Here is a 19,547-nt window from a genome sequence, read left to right on the forward strand (position 1 = left end):
TCGATTAGATGTAGCTCAACTCAAGCGTCGCGCGCCCATCCAGGGTGATGTCACGGCTCAGGTCCAGATCCTGGGCTTTATTGATAACCGCCCTCACTGCAATCGTCCCGGTCAGTTGCGAGACGGGAGTTGGAACGATGCTCGAGCTGCTGCGCCACGAATACTGATAAGGCGATTGTGCGACCTTGCCATCACTGCTCTGCCAGGCGCCACTACCTACGCGCATGATGGGATACACCGTCGTGCCCGACGACCTGAGATCCCTGAGGGTGACTGCAAACCCCCCGGTTTTGCGGCCAGACACGGCACCCAAGCCATAGTTATGCACTTCGGTGTAGCCGGCGCCCAGCGCACCGAGGATGCCCGGCACTTTGCTGCCGGCTTGCAGGTCGACGAATTTGAGACCGAATTTGGCAGGCGTGGTGCCGCAACTCACAGTCAAGGGTGTCGTTTTTTCCTGAAGCGGATTGAACGCCGCTGGCAGCAACTGGCCCGAAGGAATATCGCCGTAATTGATAATGCCACCACCGCTCATGCTGAGGTTGCAGGCGGCGGGTTTGATCGTGCCCCTGACGATCAGCTCGGCACTGGTGGATGCCTGAGCGTTGAGGGCCGCCGCCAGGCAAGCGATACCGAGTGTCAATCCAACAATTTTTTTCATATTCGACCTGTCACTGAAAGTTGTCAGGTGCCTCTATTCTGGCTCTTGGACACGCGAACCATAAATAAATAGCACCACGGCAAAATTGCCGAGTGACAGTCTGTCTCTTCGCTACTTGATTAAAGAATAAGACAACACCGTAATTATCGTGGGAGCAATAAAAACAAACTGTCGGCTTATGTTGCTCCAACAGTAGTCTCAAATAAGATAATGAACAGAACACTTTCTCTCAGGTTGTAGGCTAATTCATCATCGGCCGTAAAACAGTTTCAAGTTAAAATGTCCTACAGGACATCGCGGGTACGCCAACAGGCCCCTGGAGCGATAACTTTCACTTCCTACAGGATTTACTTACAAGCCCTCTCAGAGAAATTCCCGAAGCACTACGCGTTGGCTCCGGCGGTCGATCGTGGCACGATGGTCAGGTTATCGACCGAGACCCCCAAACCATGCCGCAATTCCAAGCCAAGAATCTGTCCCTGATCGCCGCCATCGACCTGGGCTCCAACAGCTTTCACATGGTCGTGGCCAAGGCCCAGAACGGCGAAATACGCATCCTTGAGCGGCTCGGCGAGAAAGTGCAGCTGGCCGCCGGGATCGACGACGCCCGCCAGCTCAACGAAGAGTCCATGCAGCGCGGCCTCGATTGCCTCAAGCGTTTTGCTCAATTGATCAACGGCATGCCCCTTGGCGCCGTGCGCATCGTCGGAACCAACGCACTGCGCGAGGCGCGTAACCGTGGCGAATTCATCCGCCGCGCCGAGGAGATCCTCGGGCACCCGGTAGAAGTCATCTCTGGCCGTGAAGAAGCGCGCCTGATCTACCTCGGCGTGTCCCATACCCTGGCCGATACCCCCGGCAAACGCCTGGTGGCGGACATCGGTGGCGGCAGTACCGAGTTCATCATCGGCCAGCGCTTCGAACCACTGCTGCGCGAAAGCCTGCAAATGGGTTGCGTCAGTTATACCCAGCGTTATTTCAAGGACGGCAAGATCACTCCGGCCCGGTACGCCCAGGCTTATACGGCGGCGCGGCTGGAGATCATGAGCATCGAGCACGCCCTGCACCGCCTGACCTGGGATGAGGCCATCGGCTCTTCCGGCACCATTCGCGCCATCGGCCTGGCGCTCAAGGCGGGCGGCCATGGCACTGGCGAGGTGAATGCCGAGGGGCTGGCGTGGCTCAAGCGCAAGCTGTTCAAGCTGGGGGATGTCGAGAAAATCGATTTCGATGGCATCAAGCCCGACCGTCGCACCATCTTCCCGGCAGGCCTCGCGATTCTCGAAGCCATCTTCGACGCACTCGAACTGCAACGCATGGATCACTGTGACGGTGCCCTGCGCGAAGGCGTGCTCTACGACCTTCTGGGCCGTCATCACCACGAAGACGTGCGTGAGCGCACCCTTTCCTCACTGATGGAGCGTTATCACGTCGACCTGCAGCAGGCCGCGCGGGTCGAGCGCAAGGCGTTGCATGCCTTCGACCAGGTGGCCGAGGATTGGGACCTGGAAAACGGCGTATGGCGCGAACTGCTGGGCTGGGCCGCCAAGGTACATGAAGTGGGCCTGGACATTGCCCACTACCATTACCACAAGCACGGCGCGTACCTGATCGAGCACTCCGACCTGGCCGGTTTCTCCCGCGAAGACCAGCAGATGCTCGCGCTGCTGGTGCGCGGCCATCGCCGCAACATCCCCAAGGACAAGTTCGCCGAATTCGGTGACGAGGGCATCAAGCTGATCCGCCTGTGCGTACTGCTGCGCTTTGCGATCCTGTTCCACCACATCCGTGGTACCCAGGAAATGCCGCAAGTGAGCCTGTGTGCCAATGGCGACAGCTTGGACGTGGTATTTCCGGAAGGCTGGCTGGATGAAAACCAGCTGACCCAGGCCGACTTCGCCCAGGAAGCCGAGTGGCTGACACGGGTGGGGTTCAGCCTGAACCTGCGCTGAGCCGATCTAAAACACACCGCAAACCAAATGTGGGAGGGGCAGCCCCCTCCCACATTTTCAGACTGTAATGCCTGTTAGTTCACCGAAAGAATCGGGCTGCCCAGCTTTTCCAGCAATGTCGCCTGCGCGCTGCGCGGGTTCTGGTTGCCGGTCGGCGTGTTACGCACATAGCGGCCATCCGACTGCAGGCTCCAGCTGTGGGTGTTGTCGGTGAGGTAGCTTTCCAGCTCCTTCTTGACCCGCATGATCAGCTTCTTGCCTTCCACCGGGAAGCAGGTCTCCACACGCTTGTCGAGGTTGCGCTCCATCCAGTCGGCGCTGGAGAGGTACATCTGCTCTTCGCCGCCGTTGAGGAAATAGAACACGCGGGTGTGCTCCAGGAAGCGGCCGATGATCGAACGTACATGGATGTTGTGCGACACCCCGACAATGCCAGGCCGCAAACAGCACATGCCACGAACCACCAGGTCGATGCGCACGCCGGACTGGCTGGCCTTGTACAGCGCGCGGATGATCTTCGGATCGGTCAACGAGTTGAACTTGGCGATGATATGCGCCGGCTTGCCTTCAAGGGCGAACTGGGTTTCGCGGGCAATCATGTCGAGCATGCCCTTTTTCAGGGTAAACGGCGCATGCAGCAGCTTCTTCATGCGCAGGGTCTTGCCCATGCCGATCAACTGGCTGAACAACTTGCCGACGTCTTCACACAGAGCGTCGTCGGAGGTCAGCAGGCTGTAGTCGGTGTAGAGCTTGGCGTTGCCGGCGTGATAGTTACCGGTGCCCAAGTGTGCGTAACGCACGATTTCACCGGCTTCGCGGCGCAGGATCAGCATCATCTTGGCGTGCGTCTTGAAGCCGACCACACCGTAGATCACCACCGCACCCGCCGCTTGCAGGCGGCTGGCCAGTTGCAGGTTGGACTCTTCGTCGAACCGCGCACGCAGCTCGATCACCGCAGTGACCTCCTTGCCGTTACGCGCGGCGTCCACCAGCGCATCGACGATTTCCGAGTTGGCGCCGGAGCGGTACAGGGTCTGGCGTACGGCCAATACATGCGGGTCCTTGGCAGCCTGGCGCAGCAGGTCGACCACCGGGGTAAAGGACTCGAACGGATGCAGCAGCAGGATGTCCTGCTTGCTCACCACGCTGAAAATATTCTCGCTGTTTTGCAGCAGTTTCGGGATCTGCGGGGTGAACGGCGTGTATTGCAGCTCCGGGTGGCTGTCCAGGCCGGTGATGCTGAACAGGCGCGTCAGGTTCACCGGGCCGTTGACCTGATACAGCTCGCTCTCGCCGAGGTTGAACTGCTTGAGCAGGTAGTCCGACAGGTGTTTGGGGCAGGTATCGGCCACTTCCAGACGCACCGCATCGCCATAACGCCGCGAGAACAGCTCGCCGCGCAGGGCGCGGGCCAAGTCTTCGACGTCTTCGGAGTCCAGCGCCAGGTCGGCGTTACGGGTCAGGCGGAACTGGTAGCAACCCTTGACCTTCATGCCCTGGAACAGGTCATCGGCATGCGCGTGGATCATCGACGACAGGAATACATAGTTGTCGCCAGCGCCACCCACCTCTTCCGGTACCTTGATGATGCGTGGCAGCAAGCGTGGCGCCGGGATGATCGCCAGGCCGGAGTCACGACCGAAGGCGTCGATGCCTTCCAGCTCCACGATGAAGTTGAGGCTCTTGTTCACCAGCAATGGGAACGGGTGCGTCGGGTCGAGGCCGATCGGGGTGATGATCGGCGCGATCTCATCGCGGAAGTAGCGACGTACCCAGGTCTTGATCTTGGTGGTCCAATGACGACGACGAATAAAGCGGACCTGATGTTTTTCCAGTTCCGGCAGCAGGATGTCATTAAGGATCGCGTATTGGCGATCAACGTGGCCGTGCACCAGCTCGCTGATGCGCGCCAACGCCTGGTGCGGCTGCAGGCCGTCGGCGCCGGCCTGTTCACGGGCAAAGGTGATCTGCTTCTTGAGGCCGGCGACGCGGATCTCGAAGAACTCGTCCAGGTTGCTGGAGAAGATCAGCAGGAACTTCAGCCGCTCCAGCAGCGGGTAGGACTCATCCAGCGCCTGCTCCAGCACGCGGATGTTGAATTGCAGTTGCGACAGCTCACGGTGGATGTACAGGCTGCTGTCATCCAGGTTGGTCACCACGACCACCGGGGCCGGGGCTGGCGATTCTGCCACTACGACAGGCGGAGCCGGTTCCAGCTCCGGAGGGGTCTGAGTGACCTGTTCAACCAGCGGCTGAGCGTCTTTTACGGCAACGTCGGAGAGTCCTTCGGTATTCATCAAGTGTTCCTGTGAGGGCTATTGTTGCTCTCTAAGCAATTGGGCGGCACGGGCGGCAAAGTAAGTCAGGATGCCATCAGCCCCGGCACGTTTAAAGGCTGTCAGGGATTCAAGAATCACCCCTTCACTCAACCATCCATTCTGTATAGCTGCCATGTGCATGGCGTATTCGCCGCTGACCTGATACACGAAGGTCGGCACCTTGAATTCCTCTTTGACCCGGTAAAGGATGTCCAGGTACGGCATCCCCGGCTTGACCATGACCATGTCGGCGCCTTCGGCCAAATCGGCCGCGACTTCGTGCAAGGCTTCATAGCTGTTGGCCGGGTCCATCTGGTACGAGGCTTTGTTGGCCTTGCCCAGGTTCAGGGCCGACCCCACCGCATCGCGGAACGGGCCGTAATAGGCGCTGGCGTACTTGGCCGAGTAGGCCATGATTCGCACATTGACGTGACCGGCCAGCTCCAGGGCTTCGCGGATCGCCTGGATGCGGCCGTCCATCATGTCCGACGGCGCAACCACCTGGGCGCCTGCCTCAGCATGGGACAGGGCCTGCTTGACCAATGCATCGACGGTGATGTCGTTCTGGACATAGCCTTCTTCATCAAGAATGCCATCCTGCCCGTGGGTGGTGAACGGGTCCAACGCCACGTCGGTGATCACCCCCAGCTCCGGGAAACGCTCGCGCAGAGCACGGGTGGCACGCTGGGCAATCCCATTCGGGTTCCAGGCTTCGGCAGCGTCCAGGGACTTGAGTTCAGACGGCGTGACCGGAAACAGAGCCAGCGCTGGAATGCCCAGTTCGACCCAGTTCGCAGCTTCTTCAAGCAGCAGATCAATGGTCAAACGTTCTACACCCGGCATCGACGCCACCGCTTCACGCCGATTTTCACCATCAAGTACAAAGACCGGCAAGATCAGATCGTTCGTCGTCAGGACGTTTTCACGCACCAGGCGGCGAGAAAAATCATCACGGCGGTTGCGACGCAGACGGGTGGAGGGAAACAGGCGATTGGCAGGGGTAAAGCTCACGACAGACTCCTGAGCCCGGGTTTACGGGCGAGCGTTGCAGTTATAAGCGGCCATTATGACGAAGGTATGACAGTTGTGCTTATCGATGCGACCTGTAGTCGCATTCGTCGTTTCTGTAGGAAATGTTCACTTCGTGACACATCTCGATACTTTCATGAATGTTCACGAAGGCGTAGGCTGCGCGTTCATTTCGCCAGCACCCAGACCATGCTTCAACAATTTCTGCATGACTTCGGCTACTTTGCCCTCTTCCTAGGCACCTTCTTCGAAGGCGAAACCATCCTGGTTCTCGCAGGCTTCCTGGCGTTCCGTGGGTACATGGACATCAACCTGGTGGTGGTGGTTGCCTTCTTTGGCAGCTACGCCGGCGACCAGCTTTGGTATTACATGGGGCGCAAACACGGGCGCAAACTGTTGGCGCGCAAGCCGCGCTGGCAATTGATGGGCGACAAGGCGCTGGAGCATATCCGCAGGCATCCGGATGTGTGGGTGCTGAGCTTCCGCTTTGTCTACGGCTTGCGCACGGTGATGCCCGTGGCAATTGGCCTGTCCGGCTACCCACCAGTGCGCTATCTGGTCCTCAACGGTATCGGTGCGGCGATCTGGGCCGCCGCCTTGGGCGCTGCGGCTTACCACTTTGGCGCGGTGCTCGAAGGCATGCTCGGCAGCGTCAAGAAGTATGAGCTGTGGGTGCTGGGCGCCTTGCTGTTGCTGGGCTTTGGCCTGTGGCTGCGCCGTCGCTTCAAAAATGCGCGTATCGCCCGCCAGGCCTGTACCGACGCCAAGGCCCGGCTCGCTGCAGAGCCGGCCCCGGTCGAACCGCCTAAGACACCAGTCGAGTAAGCCGGCCTCTACTCCAGCAGAGGCCGATCACGCTGATCAGACTGTAGCTCGCCACGCCCAGCCAGCCCGCATTGCTCGCCGGCCACAACCCGACCAGCGGTGCCAGCCAGGCCAGCGGCACGTTGAGCGCCAGGCGCGTGACCTCAGCCTTCAGCGCCCATGGCCGGTTCTCAAGGGCCACGCCTAAGGTAAACAGCCCCAGGGCCATCACACTCCAGCCCAGTACCCGCGCTGCCGTGGGCAATCCCTCGCCAACATTCAACAAATAACTGCCCAACCCTACATACGCCGCAAACTGCAAGGCGATGTACACCTGGTGGCGTGTATCCAGCGGCACGTCAAATTTGCGGAACTGGCTCAGATCGGGCTTGGCCAGCGGGTACTTGACCTTCACATCCGCCGGGCGCCAGCCGGTACGCATAAACCAGATGCGCAGTTTGTCCCGCCAGCGCTCGGTGCGCCGCGCATCGCTCCATAACTGTGCATAAAACTGCACGTTGGCCCACAGCGGATTCCAGCTGGCCAACGGTGTGGTCACGCCGAAAATCACCGGCTCGTTGTCGTCTTCTTCCTGGAACGTGCCGAACAGTCGGTCCCAAAGAATGAACACCCCGCCGTAGTTGCGATCCATGTAAAGAGCGTTCTGTGCATGGTGGGCCCGATGATTGGATGGCGTGACAAAGAACCACTCGAACCAGCCGAGCTTGGGCACGTGGCGCGTGTGGACCCAGAATTGGTACAACAGGTTGAGCGAGGCCACGCTGATAAACACCACCAGCGGCACGCCGAGCACCGCCAGGGGCAGGTAAAAGATCCAGCTCAACAGAAAGCCGGTGCTGGTCTGACGCAGCGCAGTACTGAGGTTGTAGTCCTCGCTTTGATGATGCACCGAGTGTGCGGCCCACAAAATATTGCGCTCATGGCCCATGCGATGCAGCCAGTAGTAACAGAAGTCGTAGAGCACGAAGGCGAATACCCAGGTCCAGGCACGCTGGGCAGGCAGTTCGATCACCGCCAAGTGCTTGAGGGCAAATGCGTAGGTCAGCAGCCCCACGCTCTTCGTCAACAGCCCGGTGGTGGTGGACAGCACGCCGGTGCTGAGGCTGTTAATGGCGTCCGCCACCCGGTAGTTGCGCTGGCCGCGCCAACGGTCGGCAAGCAGCTCCACCACGATCAAGGCGATGAAAAACGGTACCGCGTAAGGCACGAAGTCCATGGTCTGGTCCGGTCTATTTTTGTTACATCAAGATTAGGTGCAGCGACACGAGATCCCATTGGCAACAGGTTACAAATTAGTAGACATTTAACGCCAAGACCCCAGGAGAAATGCCCATGAGCAAAAAGATTGCAGTGATCCTTTCCGGCTGCGGCGTGTACGACGGCGCAGAGATCCACGAAAGCGTGATCACCTTGCTGCGCCTGGACCAGCGCGGTGCTCAGGTTGACTGTTTTGCGCCAGATATCGCGCAGTTGCACGTGATCAACCACCTCACCGGCGAAGAAATGCCCGAATCGCGCAATGTGCTGGTGGAGTCGGCGCGCATCGCCCGCGGCGCGGTGAAGGATATTCGCGAAGCTAATGTCGAAAACTTCGACGCGCTGATTGTGCCTGGCGGCTTTGGCGCGGCGAAGAACCTGTCGAACTTTGCCGTGGAAGGCGCCGCCTGCAGCGTCAACCCGCAGGTACTGGCGCTGGCCGAAGCCTTTGCCGAAGCCGGCAAGCCCGTGGGGTTGATCTGCATCTCCCCGGCGTTGGCCGCCAAGATCTATGGCCCGGGCGTAACGTGCACCATCGGCAACGATGCCGACACCGCCGCCGCCCTGGACAAGATGGGCGCCACCCACCAGGACTGCGCGGTAGACGACATCGTCGAAGACAAGGCGCGCAAGCTGGTGAGCACGCCGGCCTATATGCTGGGCAAGAGCATCAGTGAAGTGGCGTCAGGCATCAACAAGCTGGTGGATCGGGTGTTGGAGCTCACTCACGAGAATGACTGATCGGCTCACAGCGCACTAATTGTGGTGCGCGGGGGTGCCCTGATGCCGATCAGTTAAGTGCAGATCCCCGTAGGAGCTGGCTTGCCACAGGACTCAGGCCAGACGCATCAATTGAGTGAGGATGCGGTCCAGTGAGTTGGCAAACGCCTGCTTGTCCTTCTCGCCATGGGGTGGCGGCCCGCCGCCCATCTGGCCCTGCTCGCGCAGGTCAGTGAACAGGTTGCGCACCGCCAGGCGTTCGCTCATGTTCGCGGGGCTGAACTCCTTGCCGCGTGGATCCAGGGCCGTGACGCCCTTTTTCACCAAACGGTCGGCCAAGGGCACGTCGCTGCAAATCACCAGTTCGCCGGGCACAGCGTGCTCCACCAGATAATCGTCCGCCGCATCCGGGCCACTGGGCACCACGATCAACTTCACGCAGGTAAAGCTCGGCTTGATCTGGCTCTGCCCGGCCACCAGCACCACTTCGAACTGGCGCTTGAGGGCGAACTTCACCACCTGATCCTTAGCCGCCCGAGGGCAGGCGTCGGCGTCGATCCACACGCGCACGCTATGCCACCACCCGGCGCTTTTCTGCCAGGCGACTGCGGCCGTACAGCACCACAATCGCCAGGATCGCTACAGCCTGCGCACTCAGCGAGTAGGCATCGGCGTGGATACCCAGCCAGTCGAAGTCAAAGAAGGCCACCGGCCGCGTGCCGAAGATCCCCGCCTCCTGCAACGCCTTGACGCCATGCCCGGCAAACACCACCGACAATGCGCACAGCAGCGCGGCGTTGATCCCGAAGAACAGTGCCAGCGGCAGTTTCGCCGAGCCACGCAGGATCACCCAGGCCAGGCCCACCAGCAGCACCAGCGCGGTGGCACCGCCCGCCAGCACCGCGTTATGCCCGGCCGGGCCCGCTTGCAGCCACAGGGTTTCGTAGAACAGGATCACTTCGAACAACTCGCGGTACACCGAGAAGAACGCCAGCACCGCAAAACCGAAGCGCCCGCCACCGCCGACCAGGCTGCTCTTGATGTAGTCCTGCCAGGCGGCCGCGTGGCGCCGGTCGTGCATCCATACGCCGAGCCACAGCACCATCACACTGGCGAACAGCGCCGTGCAGCCTTCGAGCAACTCACGCTGGGCGCCGCTCACATCGATCACATAGGCCGCCAACGCCCAAGTGGCCAAGCCGGCCAACAGCGCAAGGCCCCAACCGACGTTAACGCTGCGCACCGCCGACTGCTGGCCGGTGTTACGCAGAAAGGCGAGGATCGCCGCCAGTACCAGGATCGCTTCCAGGCCTTCGCGCAACAGGATCAACAGGCCAGAGATAAAGCTCAACGACCAACTCAGGCCATCGCCGCCCAACAAACCGGCGGATTCGCTGAGTTTGCCCTTGGCCGCGTCCAGGCGCTGCTGCACCTGGGCGATCGGCAAACCGTCCTGCAACGCCTGCCGGTAGGCCATCAGGGCCTTTTCGGTGTCCTTGCGCACGTTGGCGTTGACATTATCCAGCGAGCTTTCCACCAACTCGAAGCCTTCCAGGTAGGCCGCCACCGACAGGTCGTAGGCCTGCTCGTGATCGCCATTGCGGAACGCCGCGAGGCTCTTGTCCAAGGTCGCCGCGGTGTAGTCGAGCAACTGCGCAGGGCCACGCTTGACCTGCGGCGGTTGCGCACGCTGGGCGCGGAATGTCGCAGCCGCTACGGGCCCATCCGTGGCCAGTACCTCATTGGGAGTTTGGCGGGCCAGGTCGGCAAGGTTGAAGGGTTTCTCGCTTTTCGCCGCAGCCGGGTCGGCGGTGAAGCTGGCAATGTAGGTGGCCAAGTCCCAGCGCTGGCGGTCGTCCAACTGGTCGGCGAAGGCAGGCATGTCGGTGCCTTCGATCCCCAGGCCCAAGGTGTTGTAGATCGCATACAGACTCAGGCGGTCCAGGCGCGCGACATCACGCAGGTTGGCCGGCGCAGGCGTAAGGCCCACGCCCGCCGGGCCATCACCGGCACCGGCAGCGCCGTGGCATACCGAGCAATGTTGAGCGTAGAGCGGTGCGCCGCGCGTCGGGTCTGGCGTAATGGCCGGGGCCTGGCTGACTTCATACGCGACCGCCAGCTTCGCACCCAATTGGCGGGCCTGGCGCGCCACGGTGGCGCCGTCCGCGCGAGCAGTGACCGCCGCGAGCAATTCGTCGACCCCTTTCACCAGATCGGCGCGCTCGGTTTTTTGCGGCAAATCCGCCACCAACCCCTGCAGTACCCCGAGAAACTCCACCTGCTCGCGGTATTCCGAATCATCCACCACTTTGCCCGCCGCCACCGTTGGTGGGTAGTCGGCGCCGATGTAGTCCAGCAAATGCAGAGCTTGTGGGGCGCCTTCGGCCGTCGCGGCCAACAGGTTGAAGCTGCACGACATCAACGCCGGCAACACCAGCCAGGCGAGAAAACGGAAGGGGGCAGTCATGAATGAATCTCAAAGGGAAATACGAAGTAACACATTGTTAAGCCTTACAGGGTTTGACTCAAGACGTTAGTGATTTGTCGCCAGGGAGAACGGGCATTTTCAGACGGGAAGCAGTGGCACCTTTGGCGATTGAGCCAAAGCAAAAAGCCATTGTTTTGCCAGCAGTGCCGCCTATAATGCGACGCCCTGTTAGTACAAAAGGGAATTTATTTCCTCGTTTTTATGAGGAATCACCACAACGGTTGGCTACTTTCAGGGAAGAAGCTACATGGCATTTCGCGCCTTAACGCCGCTCGCGCTCGCGGCGGTGACCTTGCTCTCCGGCTGTTCGATGTTCCGCAGCTACGACACCGAGCTGCAAGCCACCAATCAGCAACTGGCCACCGGCAATGTCGACGCGGCCCTGACCCTGCTGGAAAAGAACAACACCGGCGACGACAAGGACCTGCTGTACTTCTTCGAAAAAGGCGAGTTACTGCGTGCCAAGGGCGACCTCACCGGTAGCCAGGCCGCCTGGCGCAGCGCCGACCTGCAAGTCTACAAGTGGGAAGAGTCTGTAAAGTTCGACAGCGCAAAATACCTGGCCCAGTTCGGCAGCTTCCTGGCCAACGACAAGGTGCGTCGCTACGAAGGCTATGACTACGAAAAAGTCATGCTGACCACCCAGATGGCCCTCAACCTGCTGGCCCTGAATGACTTCGACGGCGCCCGCACCGAAATCAAGAAAACCCACGAGCGCGAGGCGGTCATCGCCAACCTGCGCGACAAGGAATACCTCAAGCGCGAGGACGAAGCCCAGCACGAAGGCGTTACCACCCAGATGAAAGACCTGAGTGGCTACCCGGTGGAAGCCCTCAACGCGCCGGAAGTGGTCGGCTTGAAAAACAGCTACCAGAGTGCGTTCAGCCATTATCTGGCCGGTTTCGTCTACGAGGCCCTGGGTGAAAAAGACCTCGCCGCACCCGGCTACCGCAAGGCCGCCGAGTTACGCCCGAATACACCGTTGCTGGAAAAAGCATTGCTGGAACTGGACAAAGCCAAGGTCGGCGCCGATGAAACCGATGTGTTGATTGTGGTGCAGAGTGGCCTGGCCCCGGCCCGCGACTCGATCCGCCTGCCGCTGCCAATCCCGATCAATGGCAACCTGGTGATTACCCCGCTGTCGTTCCCGGTGATCAAGGCTGACACCTCCACCGCCTTCTTCACCCAGATCGGCGTTGACGGCCAGCAACAGAACCTCACTGCACTCAACAGCACCACCGCCATGTCGCGTCGCGCCCTGCGCGATGACATGCCGGGGATCATCCTGCGCACCACCGTGCGCGCGGTGACCCGAGGCGTGGCGCAAAACAACCTGAACAAGACCAACCCCATGGCGGGCCTGGTGCTGGGTATTGCCTCGGCCGTGACCGAAGGCGCCGACACCCGCACCTGGCGCACCCTGCCGGACATGACCCAAGTGACTCGCCTGCGCCTTAAACATGGCGAGCACCAGGTCAGCCTGCCCAACGCCTTGGGCGGCGCGCGGGTGACGGTCAAGGCCGACCAGCGCTACCAAGTGATTACCCTGCGCGTGGTCGGCAACCAGGTGTTCGCCGGCGGCCTCGCGGCCCATGTGGTACCGAGCACCCTGCCCCAGGCCATTGCCACCCTCAAACAACCTTAAGGAGCACGCTATGCGTCATTTCATCCTCGGCGCCCTGGCGCTGGTCCTGCTTGCCGGCTGCGCCACCCCGCCGCCACCGGAACCTGGCAGCGCCGCCAGCAAGATCGTGGTGATGGGCAAGTTCAAGGGTATCGCCGTCGGTGCTATTCGCGTTGCACGCGAGAACGGCTTCCTCACCGCCAAGGTGCAGTTGAGCAACGTCACCAGCAGCAACCAGACCATGTATTACCGCTTCGCCTGGCTGGGGGCCGACGGCTTCCCGGTGGGCGAGGAAGACACCTGGAAAGTACTGAACCTGTATGCCAACCAGGCAACCTTCCTGCCGGCCATCGCCAACTTGCCGCAGGCAGCGGACTTCCGTCTTGAAGTCAAAACCCCTTGAGCCGTCCCCTTCTTATGCTCCAGAGAGATGTCCCCATGTTTGCACGCTTTTCGATTCTCGCCGTGGTTGCCGTCCTGGCCAGCGGTTGCACCAATACTTCACCCGTACTGGGCAGCAAGAACATCAGCTACGGCGACACCAAGGCCGTGGAAACGGTGACCAACGAGTTCGGTTCCACCGACCTGCAGATGATCGCCGAAAGCATGACCCGCTCCCTGGCACAGTCCGGCATCCTGCAGGGCCGCCCGGTGGTGCAGGTGTATGACGTGAAGAACAAGACCAGCGAGTACATCGACACCCGCGAGATCACCACGTCGATCAAGACCCAACTGATGAAAACCGGCACCGCGCGCTTCGCCAGCGACAACACCGACATGCAGAGCCAAGTCGACCAGCTCAAGCTGCAGAATCAAAGCGGTCTGTACAAGAAATCCACCGTGAGCAAGACCGGCAACATGGTCGCGGCCAAGTACCGCCTGGAAGGTTCGATCAGTTCCATCGTCAAGCGCAGCTCGGACTACAAGGACGTGTTCTACAAGTTCAGCCTGCAGCTGATCGATGTCGAGAGCGGCCTGGCCGAGTGGATGGACGAAAAAGAAATCCGCAAGACTACGGAGCGCTGAACAATGCGTGCATGGATTGGCATGATCGGCCTGCTGTGCGCCTTTGGCGCCTCGGCCGCGCCGAAGATCGCGGTGACCGACCTGGCCTACGAGGCGCGGGTCGAGGAGTACATCCACCAGGTCTCGGCCAGCAACAACTTCCAGGCAAGCGGCTACCACGCCAGCGGCGCCTCGAACTACAGCGAGTACGAAAGCCGTACCAGCTACATCGAGCAGACCGAGCTGCGTAAGTTCAGCGGCGACATCAAGGGCGAGATCCTCAAGTCCCGCCAGTTTCAACTGGTGCAGGGCACGCCGTACACCGCCGACGCCAAGGCTGATGTCTACGACGTGATCAAACGCATCAAGGCCGGCAACTTCAAGGGCGCGGACTACGTGCTGTTCGGCACCCTGTCCGACATCGACTTCACCCAGGACATCAACGCCCTGGACCACACCAACAGCTACTCGGCGGTGTTGGGCCTGACCCTGGTGGCGGATTTCAGCCTGATCAATACGCGCACCTTTGAGATCACCTCGGCGTTCACCGCCATGGGCGAGGGCCAGGACACCAAGTTGGTGAGCAGCCGCGATGTGCGCGTGAGCCTCAATCGCCCACGGGTGGTGAAAGAAGTGTCGAAAGCGTTGGGTGAGGATGTGGCAAGGCAGTTGGCGGAACAACTGGGCGGTGGGTACCAAGACCCTGGCCAGCCGGCAGTGCGCAATAACCTGCCACGGGATGAAGCGCCGAAGATCTTGCGCTGAGCCCTGACTTCAAAGCCAACACAAAACCTTGTGGGAGCAAGCCCGCTCCCACATGTTTAGTTCGGCTTTTTCAGCTCAATCGCGGTTCACGCCGTGGCGCGATGCAAGCTGGCGAGGAAACCCGCAGCCCCCACGAACAACCCGGCAAACGTGCGGTTCATGCGTTTTTGCTGCTTAGGCGTACGCAACAGACGCAGCACCTTCGACGCCAACCCGGTATACCCCGCCATCACGATCATATCGACGCTGATCATGGTCGCGCCGAGGATCAGGTACTGGATCAGCAGCGGCGCCTGCGGGTTAACGAACTGTGGCAACACCGCGAGCATGAACACCAGGGCCTTGGGGTTACTGGCATTGACCAGGAAACCTCGGAACATCATCGCCATCGGCTTGCCGACAGGGCGTGGGGTCGCGTCATCGGTCATGTCCATGGGCAGGGCGCGCCATTGCTTGATGGCCAGGTACACCAGATACGCCACACCAAACCACTTGATCGCATAGAACGCCGTAGAAGACGCTGCCAGGATGGCACCCAGCCCGCAGGCCACCACGGCAATCTGCATCGCCAGGCCCACTTGCAGGCCGATGGCGTTCCAGTAGCCGCGCAGGAAACCGTATTGCAGGCCGCTGGACATCGAAGCGATGGCACCGGCGCCTGGGGAAAGAGAGATGATCCAACTGGCCAGGAAAAAGGCCAGCCACGTATCGAGTGCCATTGCACACCTCGGGAGAGAGTCAGCGTTATGCCTTAAGCTAACTCCGCCGACCAAAGGCTGGCTATAGATTTTTACAAGATGTGAATGCTAGCGATCGCCCGGGAACACATGGGTGCCGGGCCAACGTCGCACCGAGCGCTGGAAGAACAGGCTGTTAGGCACCTGCACGATGGCGCTGTCGGTGCCGGCCTCTTCCACTTCGATCAGCGTGGTGTAGAGCAGGTTGATCGCCACGACACGGCCTTTCACGCCCGGTTTGTCGACGGTATCCACCAGTTCGACGATATCGCCGAGACGAAACGGCCCGACGGTAAAGATCAGGATCGCGCACAGCAGGTTGGACAGCACCGACCACATGGCGAAAAACGCCACCGCCGCCACCGCGACAAACCCCGACAGCGCCGTCCACAACACTGTGGCGGATACGCCCAGGCGACCCAGCACAAAAATCAGCGCACTGCCCATGATCAGCCAGCGCAGGCCGCCACGCAGTGGCATCAGCAGCTGCGGCGGGAACGGGTAGCGCTCACCCAGGCGGGTCAGGCCTTTGGCGACAAAACGCTGGGCAAGGTAACCGGCCAGCAGGATCAGCAGGATTTGCACGCCGATCCATACAGGTTCAATCCATTGCGCCGGGAGCGGCAACTGCAACGCATCCATCAGGACAGCGCCTCCAGCTCCGCTTGCAGGGTTTCGAGCAATTCGAGCGCTTCCATCCAGGTTTCCTCCAGTTGCCCTTCGCGCACCTTGAGCTTGGCCTGTTCGGCGAGCAGGTCGCGCAGTTCGTCCTTGCGCGCCGCTTCGTACACGGCGCTATCGCCCAGGCTGACTTCGATCCTGGCCAGGCGCTCGTGCACCTTGCCCAGCTCGGCTTCCAGCTTGTCGGCTTCGCGCTTGTGCGGCGCCAACTGCTGGCGCAACGCGGCGGCGGCCTGGCGTTGGGCTTTCTTGTCGGTCTTGTCCGGGTTTACCGGGGTATTGCTCACCGGCGCATTGCGCAGACGGTAATCCGTCAGCCAGCGCGCGTAGTCATCCAGGTCGCCGTCGAACTCTTCGACTTTGCCATCGGCCACCAGCAGGAAGTTGTCGGTGGTGCTTTTGAGCAAGTGGCGATCGTGAGACACCACCAGTACCGCACCGCTGAACTCCTGCAGGGCCATGGTCAACGCCAGGCGCATTTCCAGGTCCAGGTGGTTGGTGGGTTCGTCGAGCAACAGCAGGTTGGGCCGGTCCCAGGCAATGAGCGCCAGGGCCAGGCGGGCTTTTTCGCCGCCGGAGAAATTCAGCACCGGCTCGTCGATACGCGCACCACGGAAGTCGAAACCGCCGAGGAAGTCGCGCAGGGTTTGCTCACGCTCGGTTGGCGCCAGGCGTTGCAGGTGCAGCAACGGGCTGGCCTTGGCGTCAAGGGAGTCCAACTGATGCTGGGCGAAATAGCCCACCACCAGGTTCTCGCCACGGGTCAGGCGGCCGGCCAGGGGCTGCAACTCACCCGAGAGGTTCTTGATCAGCGTCGACTTGCCCGCACCATTAGGGCCAAGCAAACCGATCCGCGCACCCGGCGTGAGCTGCAACTTGACCTTTTCCAGGATGGTCTTGTCGCCATAACCCAGGCGAGCCTCCGAGAGGTCCAACAACGGGCTGGAGATCTTCACTGACTCGCGGAACACGAAGTCGAACGGCGAATCGACATGAGCCGCCGACAGCTCTTCCATGCGCTCCAACGCCTTGATCCGGCTCTGGGCCTGGCGGGCCTTGGTGGCCTGGGCCTTGAACCGGGCGATGTAGCTTTCCATGTGCGCGCGCTGCGCCTGCTGCTTCTCGTAGGCCTGTTGCTGCTGGGCCAGACGCTCGGCACGCGCACGCTCAAACGCGGTGTAGCCGCCACGGTAGAGGGTGATTTTCTTCTGTTCGACGTGGGCAATGTTGTCGACCACGGCGTCGAGGAAGTCTCGGTCGTGGGAAATCAGCAGCAAAGTGCCCTGGTAGCTCTTGAGGAAATCCTCCAGCCACAGGATCGCATCGAGGTCCAAGTGGTTGGTCGGTTCGTCGAGCAGCAACAGGTCCGAAGGGCACATCAGCGCCTGGGCCAGGTTCAGGCGCATGCGCCAGCCGCCGGAGAAGTCGGCGACCGGGCGATCCATCTGTTCGTTGGTAAAACCAAGGCCGGCAAGCATCTTGCGGGCACGGGCGTCGGCGGTGTAGCCATCGGCGCTGTCCAGTTCCGAGTGCAGGCGGGCCTGGGCGGCGCCATCCTGGGCTTTCTCGGCCTCGGCCAGGGCGTGTTGCACCTGGCGCAGGCGCAGGTCGCCATCGAGCACATAGTCGATCGCAATGCGGTCCAGGGTGTCGATCTCCTGGCGCATATGGGCGATGCGCCAGTCGGCCGGCAGCAGGCAATCCCCGGAATCCGGGGTCAGCTCACCCAGCAGCAGGGCAAACAACGTGGATTTGCCGGCGCCGTTGGCACCGATCAGGCCGGCTTTGTGACCGGCGTGCAGGGTCAGCTCGGCGTCTTCGAGAAGACGCTGCGGGCCACGCTGTAATGTTAGGCTTTGAAGTCGGATCATAATGGCGGCGGAGTCTACCAGCTTCGTTGCCCGCTGGCTTGGGTGTGAATATGTGCGCTGACCTATGGAGCTTTGCCCTCTCGACCTACGCCCGCCCAGGCGTCGAAGCCATGTGCCTGCGCTTGCAGGAACAAGGCGCGAATGTGTGCCTGCTGCTTTGTGGAGCATGGCTGGAACAACGGCAGGTGGTAATGACTGCCGAGCGCATCCAGGCACTCCAGCAAATCGCCGGACCTTGGCAGGCGCGGGTGATCGAACCGTTACGACAAGTGCGCCTGCAATGGCGCGGCCTGGCGCAGCAGGATGAGCCATTGGCGGCATTACGTGAAAGGGTCAAAACCCTGGAGCTGGATGCCGAACGGCAATTGTTGATGCGACTTGAAGCGCTGGCGCGGGCATGGCCGCCAGGTGACAGGGCGGATCAACCACGATGGCTGGAAGGTTTGGCGGCTGAGGATACCGCCAACCTTGACCACGACGCGCTGCGGCAGCTGCGCGTCGTGGTCACCAGCACTTAGGAAGCGCTGGTTGGAGTGGTGCTTGGCGCTACCGGAGCAGTCGTGCTGCTGGCCGGTGCGGTTGGAGCGGTGGTGGCTGCCGGGGCAGCCGGGCTCACTGGCTTGGCCGGTGCTGGTTTGACGACAGCTGGTTTGGCAGCAGCAGGTTTGGTGGCGGGTTTTGCAACTGGCTTCGCGGCTGGTTTTGCGGCAGCGGTTTTAGCAACTGGTTTGGCGGCTGGTTTTGCAGCAGCGGTCTTAGCAGCTGGCTTGGCGGCTGGTTTTGCAGCAGCGGTCTTAGCAGCTGGCTTGGCGGCTGGTTTTGCAGCAGCGGTCTTAGCAGCTGGCTTGGCGGCTGGTTTTGCAGCAGCGGTTTTAGCCGCTGGCTTGGCGGCTGGTTTTGCGGCAGCAGTTTTAGCAACTGGCTTGGCAGCTGGTTTTGCGGCAGCAGTTTTAGCAACTGGCTTGGCAGCTGGTTTTGCGGCAGCAGTTTTAGCAACTGGCTTGGCGGCTGGTTTTGCGGCAGCGGTTTTAGCAACTGGCTTTGCGGCTGGTTTTGCGGCAGCGGTTTTAGCAGCTGGCTTGGCGGCTGGTTTTGCGGCAGCGGTTTTAGTCGCTGGCTTTGCAGCAGCCGTTTTAGCTGTTGGCCTGGCAGCAGCTGGCTTTTTCGCAGCGCTCACCGCAACAGCTTTTGCAGGGGTACGCGCACCCAGCACTTTCGCTACGGCTTCTTTCACACGGCCAACGCCCTGGGCCAGTTTCAGGCTTTCTTGAGCGTCTTTTTTGAGCTGGGAAATGTAGGTGCGAGTTTCAGCTTGGCGTTCCTTGAGAGCGTCCAGCAGGTCCTCAAGTTCTTTGACAGCGTCCTTGGCTTTGGCTTGTGCCTTGGCCTTGCCTGCGGTGGCGGCGTCTTGCAGTTTGGTGCGGGACTTGTGCAGTTTTTCTTGGGCTTTACCGCGTTGTTTTTCCAGCTTGGCGAGCAGCTTTTCTGCATCGGCCAAGGCTTGGGAGCAAGCGCTTTCCAGATGTTCGAGCAGGCTGCCCGACAGTTGTTGGAGTAAGTGCAACGGGGTATTTACAGGCTTCTGTTTGGCCGACATGGTTTACCTCCTGGCTG

At 61.0% G+C, this 19,547-nt stretch carries 18 protein-coding genes; 8 read left to right on the forward strand and 10 right to left on the reverse strand.

Annotated elements, in window-relative coordinates; translation table 11 throughout:
- Nucleotides 1-4: 4 nt before the first annotated feature.
- The gene (locus AB4O05_RS03570) at nt 5-661 is read right to left on the reverse strand and encodes a DUF1120 domain-containing protein (RefSeq protein WP_460132993.1); all 657 of its coding nucleotides are present in this window, start codon (nt 659-661) and stop codon (nt 5-7) included.
- A gap of 449 nt (nt 662-1,110) precedes the next feature.
- On the opposite strand from AB4O05_RS03570, the gene ppx reads away from it, so the two are divergent.
- A complete protein-coding gene (gene ppx, locus AB4O05_RS03575) occupies nt 1,111-2,613 on the forward strand; it encodes an exopolyphosphatase (protein ID WP_460132991.1) in 1,503 nt (500 codons plus the stop codon).
- A 74-nt stretch (nt 2,614-2,687) separates the two neighbouring features.
- Here the strand turns inward: ppx and ppk1 are convergent, their stop codons facing one another.
- Nucleotides 2,688-4,910, reverse strand: coding sequence for a polyphosphate kinase 1 (gene ppk1 / locus AB4O05_RS03580; RefSeq protein WP_460132989.1), 2,223 nt, complete (start codon nt 4,908-4,910; stop codon nt 2,688-2,690).
- Nucleotides 4,911-4,928: 18 nt separating this feature from the next.
- Entirely contained in the window at nt 4,929-5,942 is a 1,014-nt protein-coding gene (hemB, locus tag AB4O05_RS03585; protein ID WP_460132987.1) for a porphobilinogen synthase, read from the reverse strand.
- 207 nt (nt 5,943-6,149) lie between these two features.
- Between hemB and AB4O05_RS03590 the strand changes: the two genes are divergently transcribed.
- Nucleotides 6,150-6,785 (forward strand): DedA family protein, encoded by a 636-nt coding sequence (locus tag AB4O05_RS03590; RefSeq protein WP_460132986.1) that lies wholly within the window; start codon nt 6,150-6,152, stop codon nt 6,783-6,785.
- On the opposite strand, the gene AB4O05_RS03595 is transcribed toward AB4O05_RS03590, so the two are convergent.
- Complete coding sequence (locus AB4O05_RS03595; RefSeq protein ID WP_460132983.1) at nt 6,766-8,001, reverse strand: sterol desaturase family protein; 1,236 nt, start codon at nt 7,999-8,001, stop codon at nt 6,766-6,768. The genes AB4O05_RS03590 and AB4O05_RS03595 overlap by 20 nt on opposite strands.
- A gap of 116 nt (nt 8,002-8,117) precedes the next feature.
- On the opposite strand from AB4O05_RS03595, the gene elbB reads away from it, so the two are divergent.
- Nucleotides 8,118-8,783, forward strand: coding sequence for an isoprenoid biosynthesis glyoxalase ElbB (elbB, locus tag AB4O05_RS03600; protein ID WP_460132981.1), 666 nt, complete (start codon nt 8,118-8,120; stop codon nt 8,781-8,783).
- 93 nt (nt 8,784-8,876) lie between these two features.
- On the opposite strand, the gene AB4O05_RS03605 is transcribed toward elbB, so the two are convergent.
- Together AB4O05_RS03605 and AB4O05_RS03610 are read right to left on the reverse strand one after the other, a co-directional pair.
- Nucleotides 8,877-9,332 carry a YaiI/YqxD family protein gene (locus tag AB4O05_RS03605; RefSeq protein ID WP_460132980.1) on the reverse strand — a complete coding sequence of 152 codons (456 nt, stop codon included), beginning with the start codon at nt 9,330-9,332 and terminating at the stop codon, nt 8,877-8,879.
- 1 nt (nt 9,333) lies between these two features.
- Nucleotides 9,334-11,229, reverse strand: a complete 1,896-nt coding sequence (locus tag AB4O05_RS03610) for an FTR1 family protein (RefSeq protein ID WP_460132977.1) — start codon at nt 11,227-11,229, stop codon at nt 9,334-9,336.
- A 268-nt stretch (nt 11,230-11,497) separates the two neighbouring features.
- Here AB4O05_RS03610 and AB4O05_RS03615 point away from each other — a divergent pair, with 268 nt between their 5' ends.
- The 4 genes from AB4O05_RS03615 to AB4O05_RS03630 are packed head-to-tail and all read left to right on the forward strand — an operon-like array spanning nt 11,498 to nt 14,644.
- The gene (locus tag AB4O05_RS03615) at nt 11,498-12,895 is read left to right on the forward strand and encodes a COG3014 family protein (protein WP_460132975.1); all 1,398 of its coding nucleotides are present in this window, start codon (nt 11,498-11,500) and stop codon (nt 12,893-12,895) included.
- Between the two features lie 10 nt (nt 12,896-12,905).
- Nucleotides 12,906-13,277 carry a YcfL family protein gene (locus AB4O05_RS03620; RefSeq protein ID WP_460132972.1) on the forward strand — a complete coding sequence of 124 codons (372 nt, stop codon included), beginning with the start codon at nt 12,906-12,908 and terminating at the stop codon, nt 13,275-13,277.
- Between the two features lie 35 nt (nt 13,278-13,312).
- Nucleotides 13,313-13,900 (forward strand): penicillin-binding protein activator LpoB, encoded by a 588-nt coding sequence (gene lpoB, locus AB4O05_RS03625; protein WP_460132969.1) that lies wholly within the window; start codon nt 13,313-13,315, stop codon nt 13,898-13,900.
- A 3-nt stretch (nt 13,901-13,903) separates the two neighbouring features.
- Nucleotides 13,904-14,644, forward strand: coding sequence for a penicillin-binding protein activator LpoB (locus AB4O05_RS03630; RefSeq protein ID WP_460132967.1), 741 nt, complete (start codon nt 13,904-13,906; stop codon nt 14,642-14,644).
- Between the two features lie 86 nt (nt 14,645-14,730).
- On the opposite strand, the gene AB4O05_RS03635 is transcribed toward AB4O05_RS03630, so the two are convergent.
- The 3 genes from AB4O05_RS03635 to AB4O05_RS03645 form a co-directional block, all read right to left on the reverse strand.
- The gene (locus AB4O05_RS03635) at nt 14,731-15,363 is read right to left on the reverse strand and encodes a LysE family transporter (RefSeq protein WP_460132965.1); all 633 of its coding nucleotides are present in this window, start codon (nt 15,361-15,363) and stop codon (nt 14,731-14,733) included.
- A gap of 87 nt (nt 15,364-15,450) precedes the next feature.
- Nucleotides 15,451-16,023: a mechanosensitive ion channel domain-containing protein gene (locus AB4O05_RS03640; RefSeq protein ID WP_460132962.1), complete on the reverse strand. Its 573-nt coding sequence runs from the start codon at nt 16,021-16,023 to the stop codon at nt 15,451-15,453.
- A complete protein-coding gene (locus AB4O05_RS03645) occupies nt 16,023-17,933 on the reverse strand; it encodes an ATP-binding cassette domain-containing protein (RefSeq protein WP_460132959.1) in 1,911 nt (636 codons plus the stop codon). The genes AB4O05_RS03640 and AB4O05_RS03645 overlap by 1 nt, the downstream gene beginning before the upstream one ends.
- Before the next feature lie 50 nt (nt 17,934-17,983).
- On the opposite strand from AB4O05_RS03645, the gene AB4O05_RS03650 reads away from it, so the two are divergent.
- The gene (locus tag AB4O05_RS03650) at nt 17,984-18,451 is read left to right on the forward strand and encodes a TIGR02444 family protein (RefSeq protein WP_460132956.1); all 468 of its coding nucleotides are present in this window, start codon (nt 17,984-17,986) and stop codon (nt 18,449-18,451) included.
- Here AB4O05_RS03650 and AB4O05_RS03655 read toward each other — a convergent pair.
- Nucleotides 18,448-19,530 (reverse strand): AlgP family protein, encoded by a 1,083-nt coding sequence (locus tag AB4O05_RS03655; protein ID WP_460132955.1) that lies wholly within the window; start codon nt 19,528-19,530, stop codon nt 18,448-18,450. The two genes, AB4O05_RS03650 and AB4O05_RS03655, sit on opposite strands and share 4 nt — an antisense overlap.
- Between the last annotated feature and the right edge of the window lie 17 nt (nt 19,531-19,547).

Source organism: Pseudomonas sp. S1_G07 (assembly GCF_054668565.1).

Excerpts from the sequence above, each read along its gene's own strand:
- AB4O05_RS03570 (WP_460132993.1), bottom strand. The coding sequence starts at position 661 with ATGAAAAAAATTGTTGGATTGACACTCGGTATCGCTTGCCTGGCGGCG.
- ppx (WP_460132991.1), top strand. The coding sequence starts at position 1,111 with ATGCCGCAATTCCAAGCCAAGAATCTGTCCCTGATCGCCGCCATCGAC.
- ppk1 (WP_460132989.1), bottom strand. The coding sequence starts at position 4,910 with ATGAATACCGAAGGACTCTCCGACGTTGCCGTAAAAGACGCTCAGCCG.
- AB4O05_RS03590 (WP_460132986.1), top strand. The coding sequence starts at position 6,150 with ATGCTTCAACAATTTCTGCATGACTTCGGCTACTTTGCCCTCTTCCTA.
- AB4O05_RS03595 (WP_460132983.1), bottom strand. The coding sequence starts at position 8,001 with ATGGACTTCGTGCCTTACGCGGTACCGTTTTTCATCGCCTTGATCGTG.
- elbB (WP_460132981.1), top strand. The coding sequence starts at position 8,118 with ATGAGCAAAAAGATTGCAGTGATCCTTTCCGGCTGCGGCGTGTACGAC.
- AB4O05_RS03610 (WP_460132977.1), bottom strand. The coding sequence starts at position 11,229 with ATGACTGCCCCCTTCCGTTTTCTCGCCTGGCTGGTGTTGCCGGCGTTG.
- AB4O05_RS03615 (WP_460132975.1), top strand. The coding sequence starts at position 11,498 with ATGGCATTTCGCGCCTTAACGCCGCTCGCGCTCGCGGCGGTGACCTTG.
- AB4O05_RS03620 (WP_460132972.1), top strand. The coding sequence starts at position 12,906 with ATGCGTCATTTCATCCTCGGCGCCCTGGCGCTGGTCCTGCTTGCCGGC.
- lpoB (WP_460132969.1), top strand. The coding sequence starts at position 13,313 with ATGTTTGCACGCTTTTCGATTCTCGCCGTGGTTGCCGTCCTGGCCAGC.
- AB4O05_RS03630 (WP_460132967.1), top strand. The coding sequence starts at position 13,904 with ATGCGTGCATGGATTGGCATGATCGGCCTGCTGTGCGCCTTTGGCGCC.
- AB4O05_RS03635 (WP_460132965.1), bottom strand. The coding sequence starts at position 15,363 with ATGGCACTCGATACGTGGCTGGCCTTTTTCCTGGCCAGTTGGATCATC.
- AB4O05_RS03640 (WP_460132962.1), bottom strand. The coding sequence starts at position 16,023 with ATGGATGCGTTGCAGTTGCCGCTCCCGGCGCAATGGATTGAACCTGTA.
- AB4O05_RS03645 (WP_460132959.1), bottom strand. The coding sequence starts at position 17,933 with ATGATCCGACTTCAAAGCCTAACATTACAGCGTGGCCCGCAGCGTCTT.
- AB4O05_RS03650 (WP_460132956.1), top strand. The coding sequence starts at position 17,984 with ATGTGCGCTGACCTATGGAGCTTTGCCCTCTCGACCTACGCCCGCCCA.
- AB4O05_RS03655 (WP_460132955.1), bottom strand. The coding sequence starts at position 19,530 with ATGTCGGCCAAACAGAAGCCTGTAAATACCCCGTTGCACTTACTCCAA.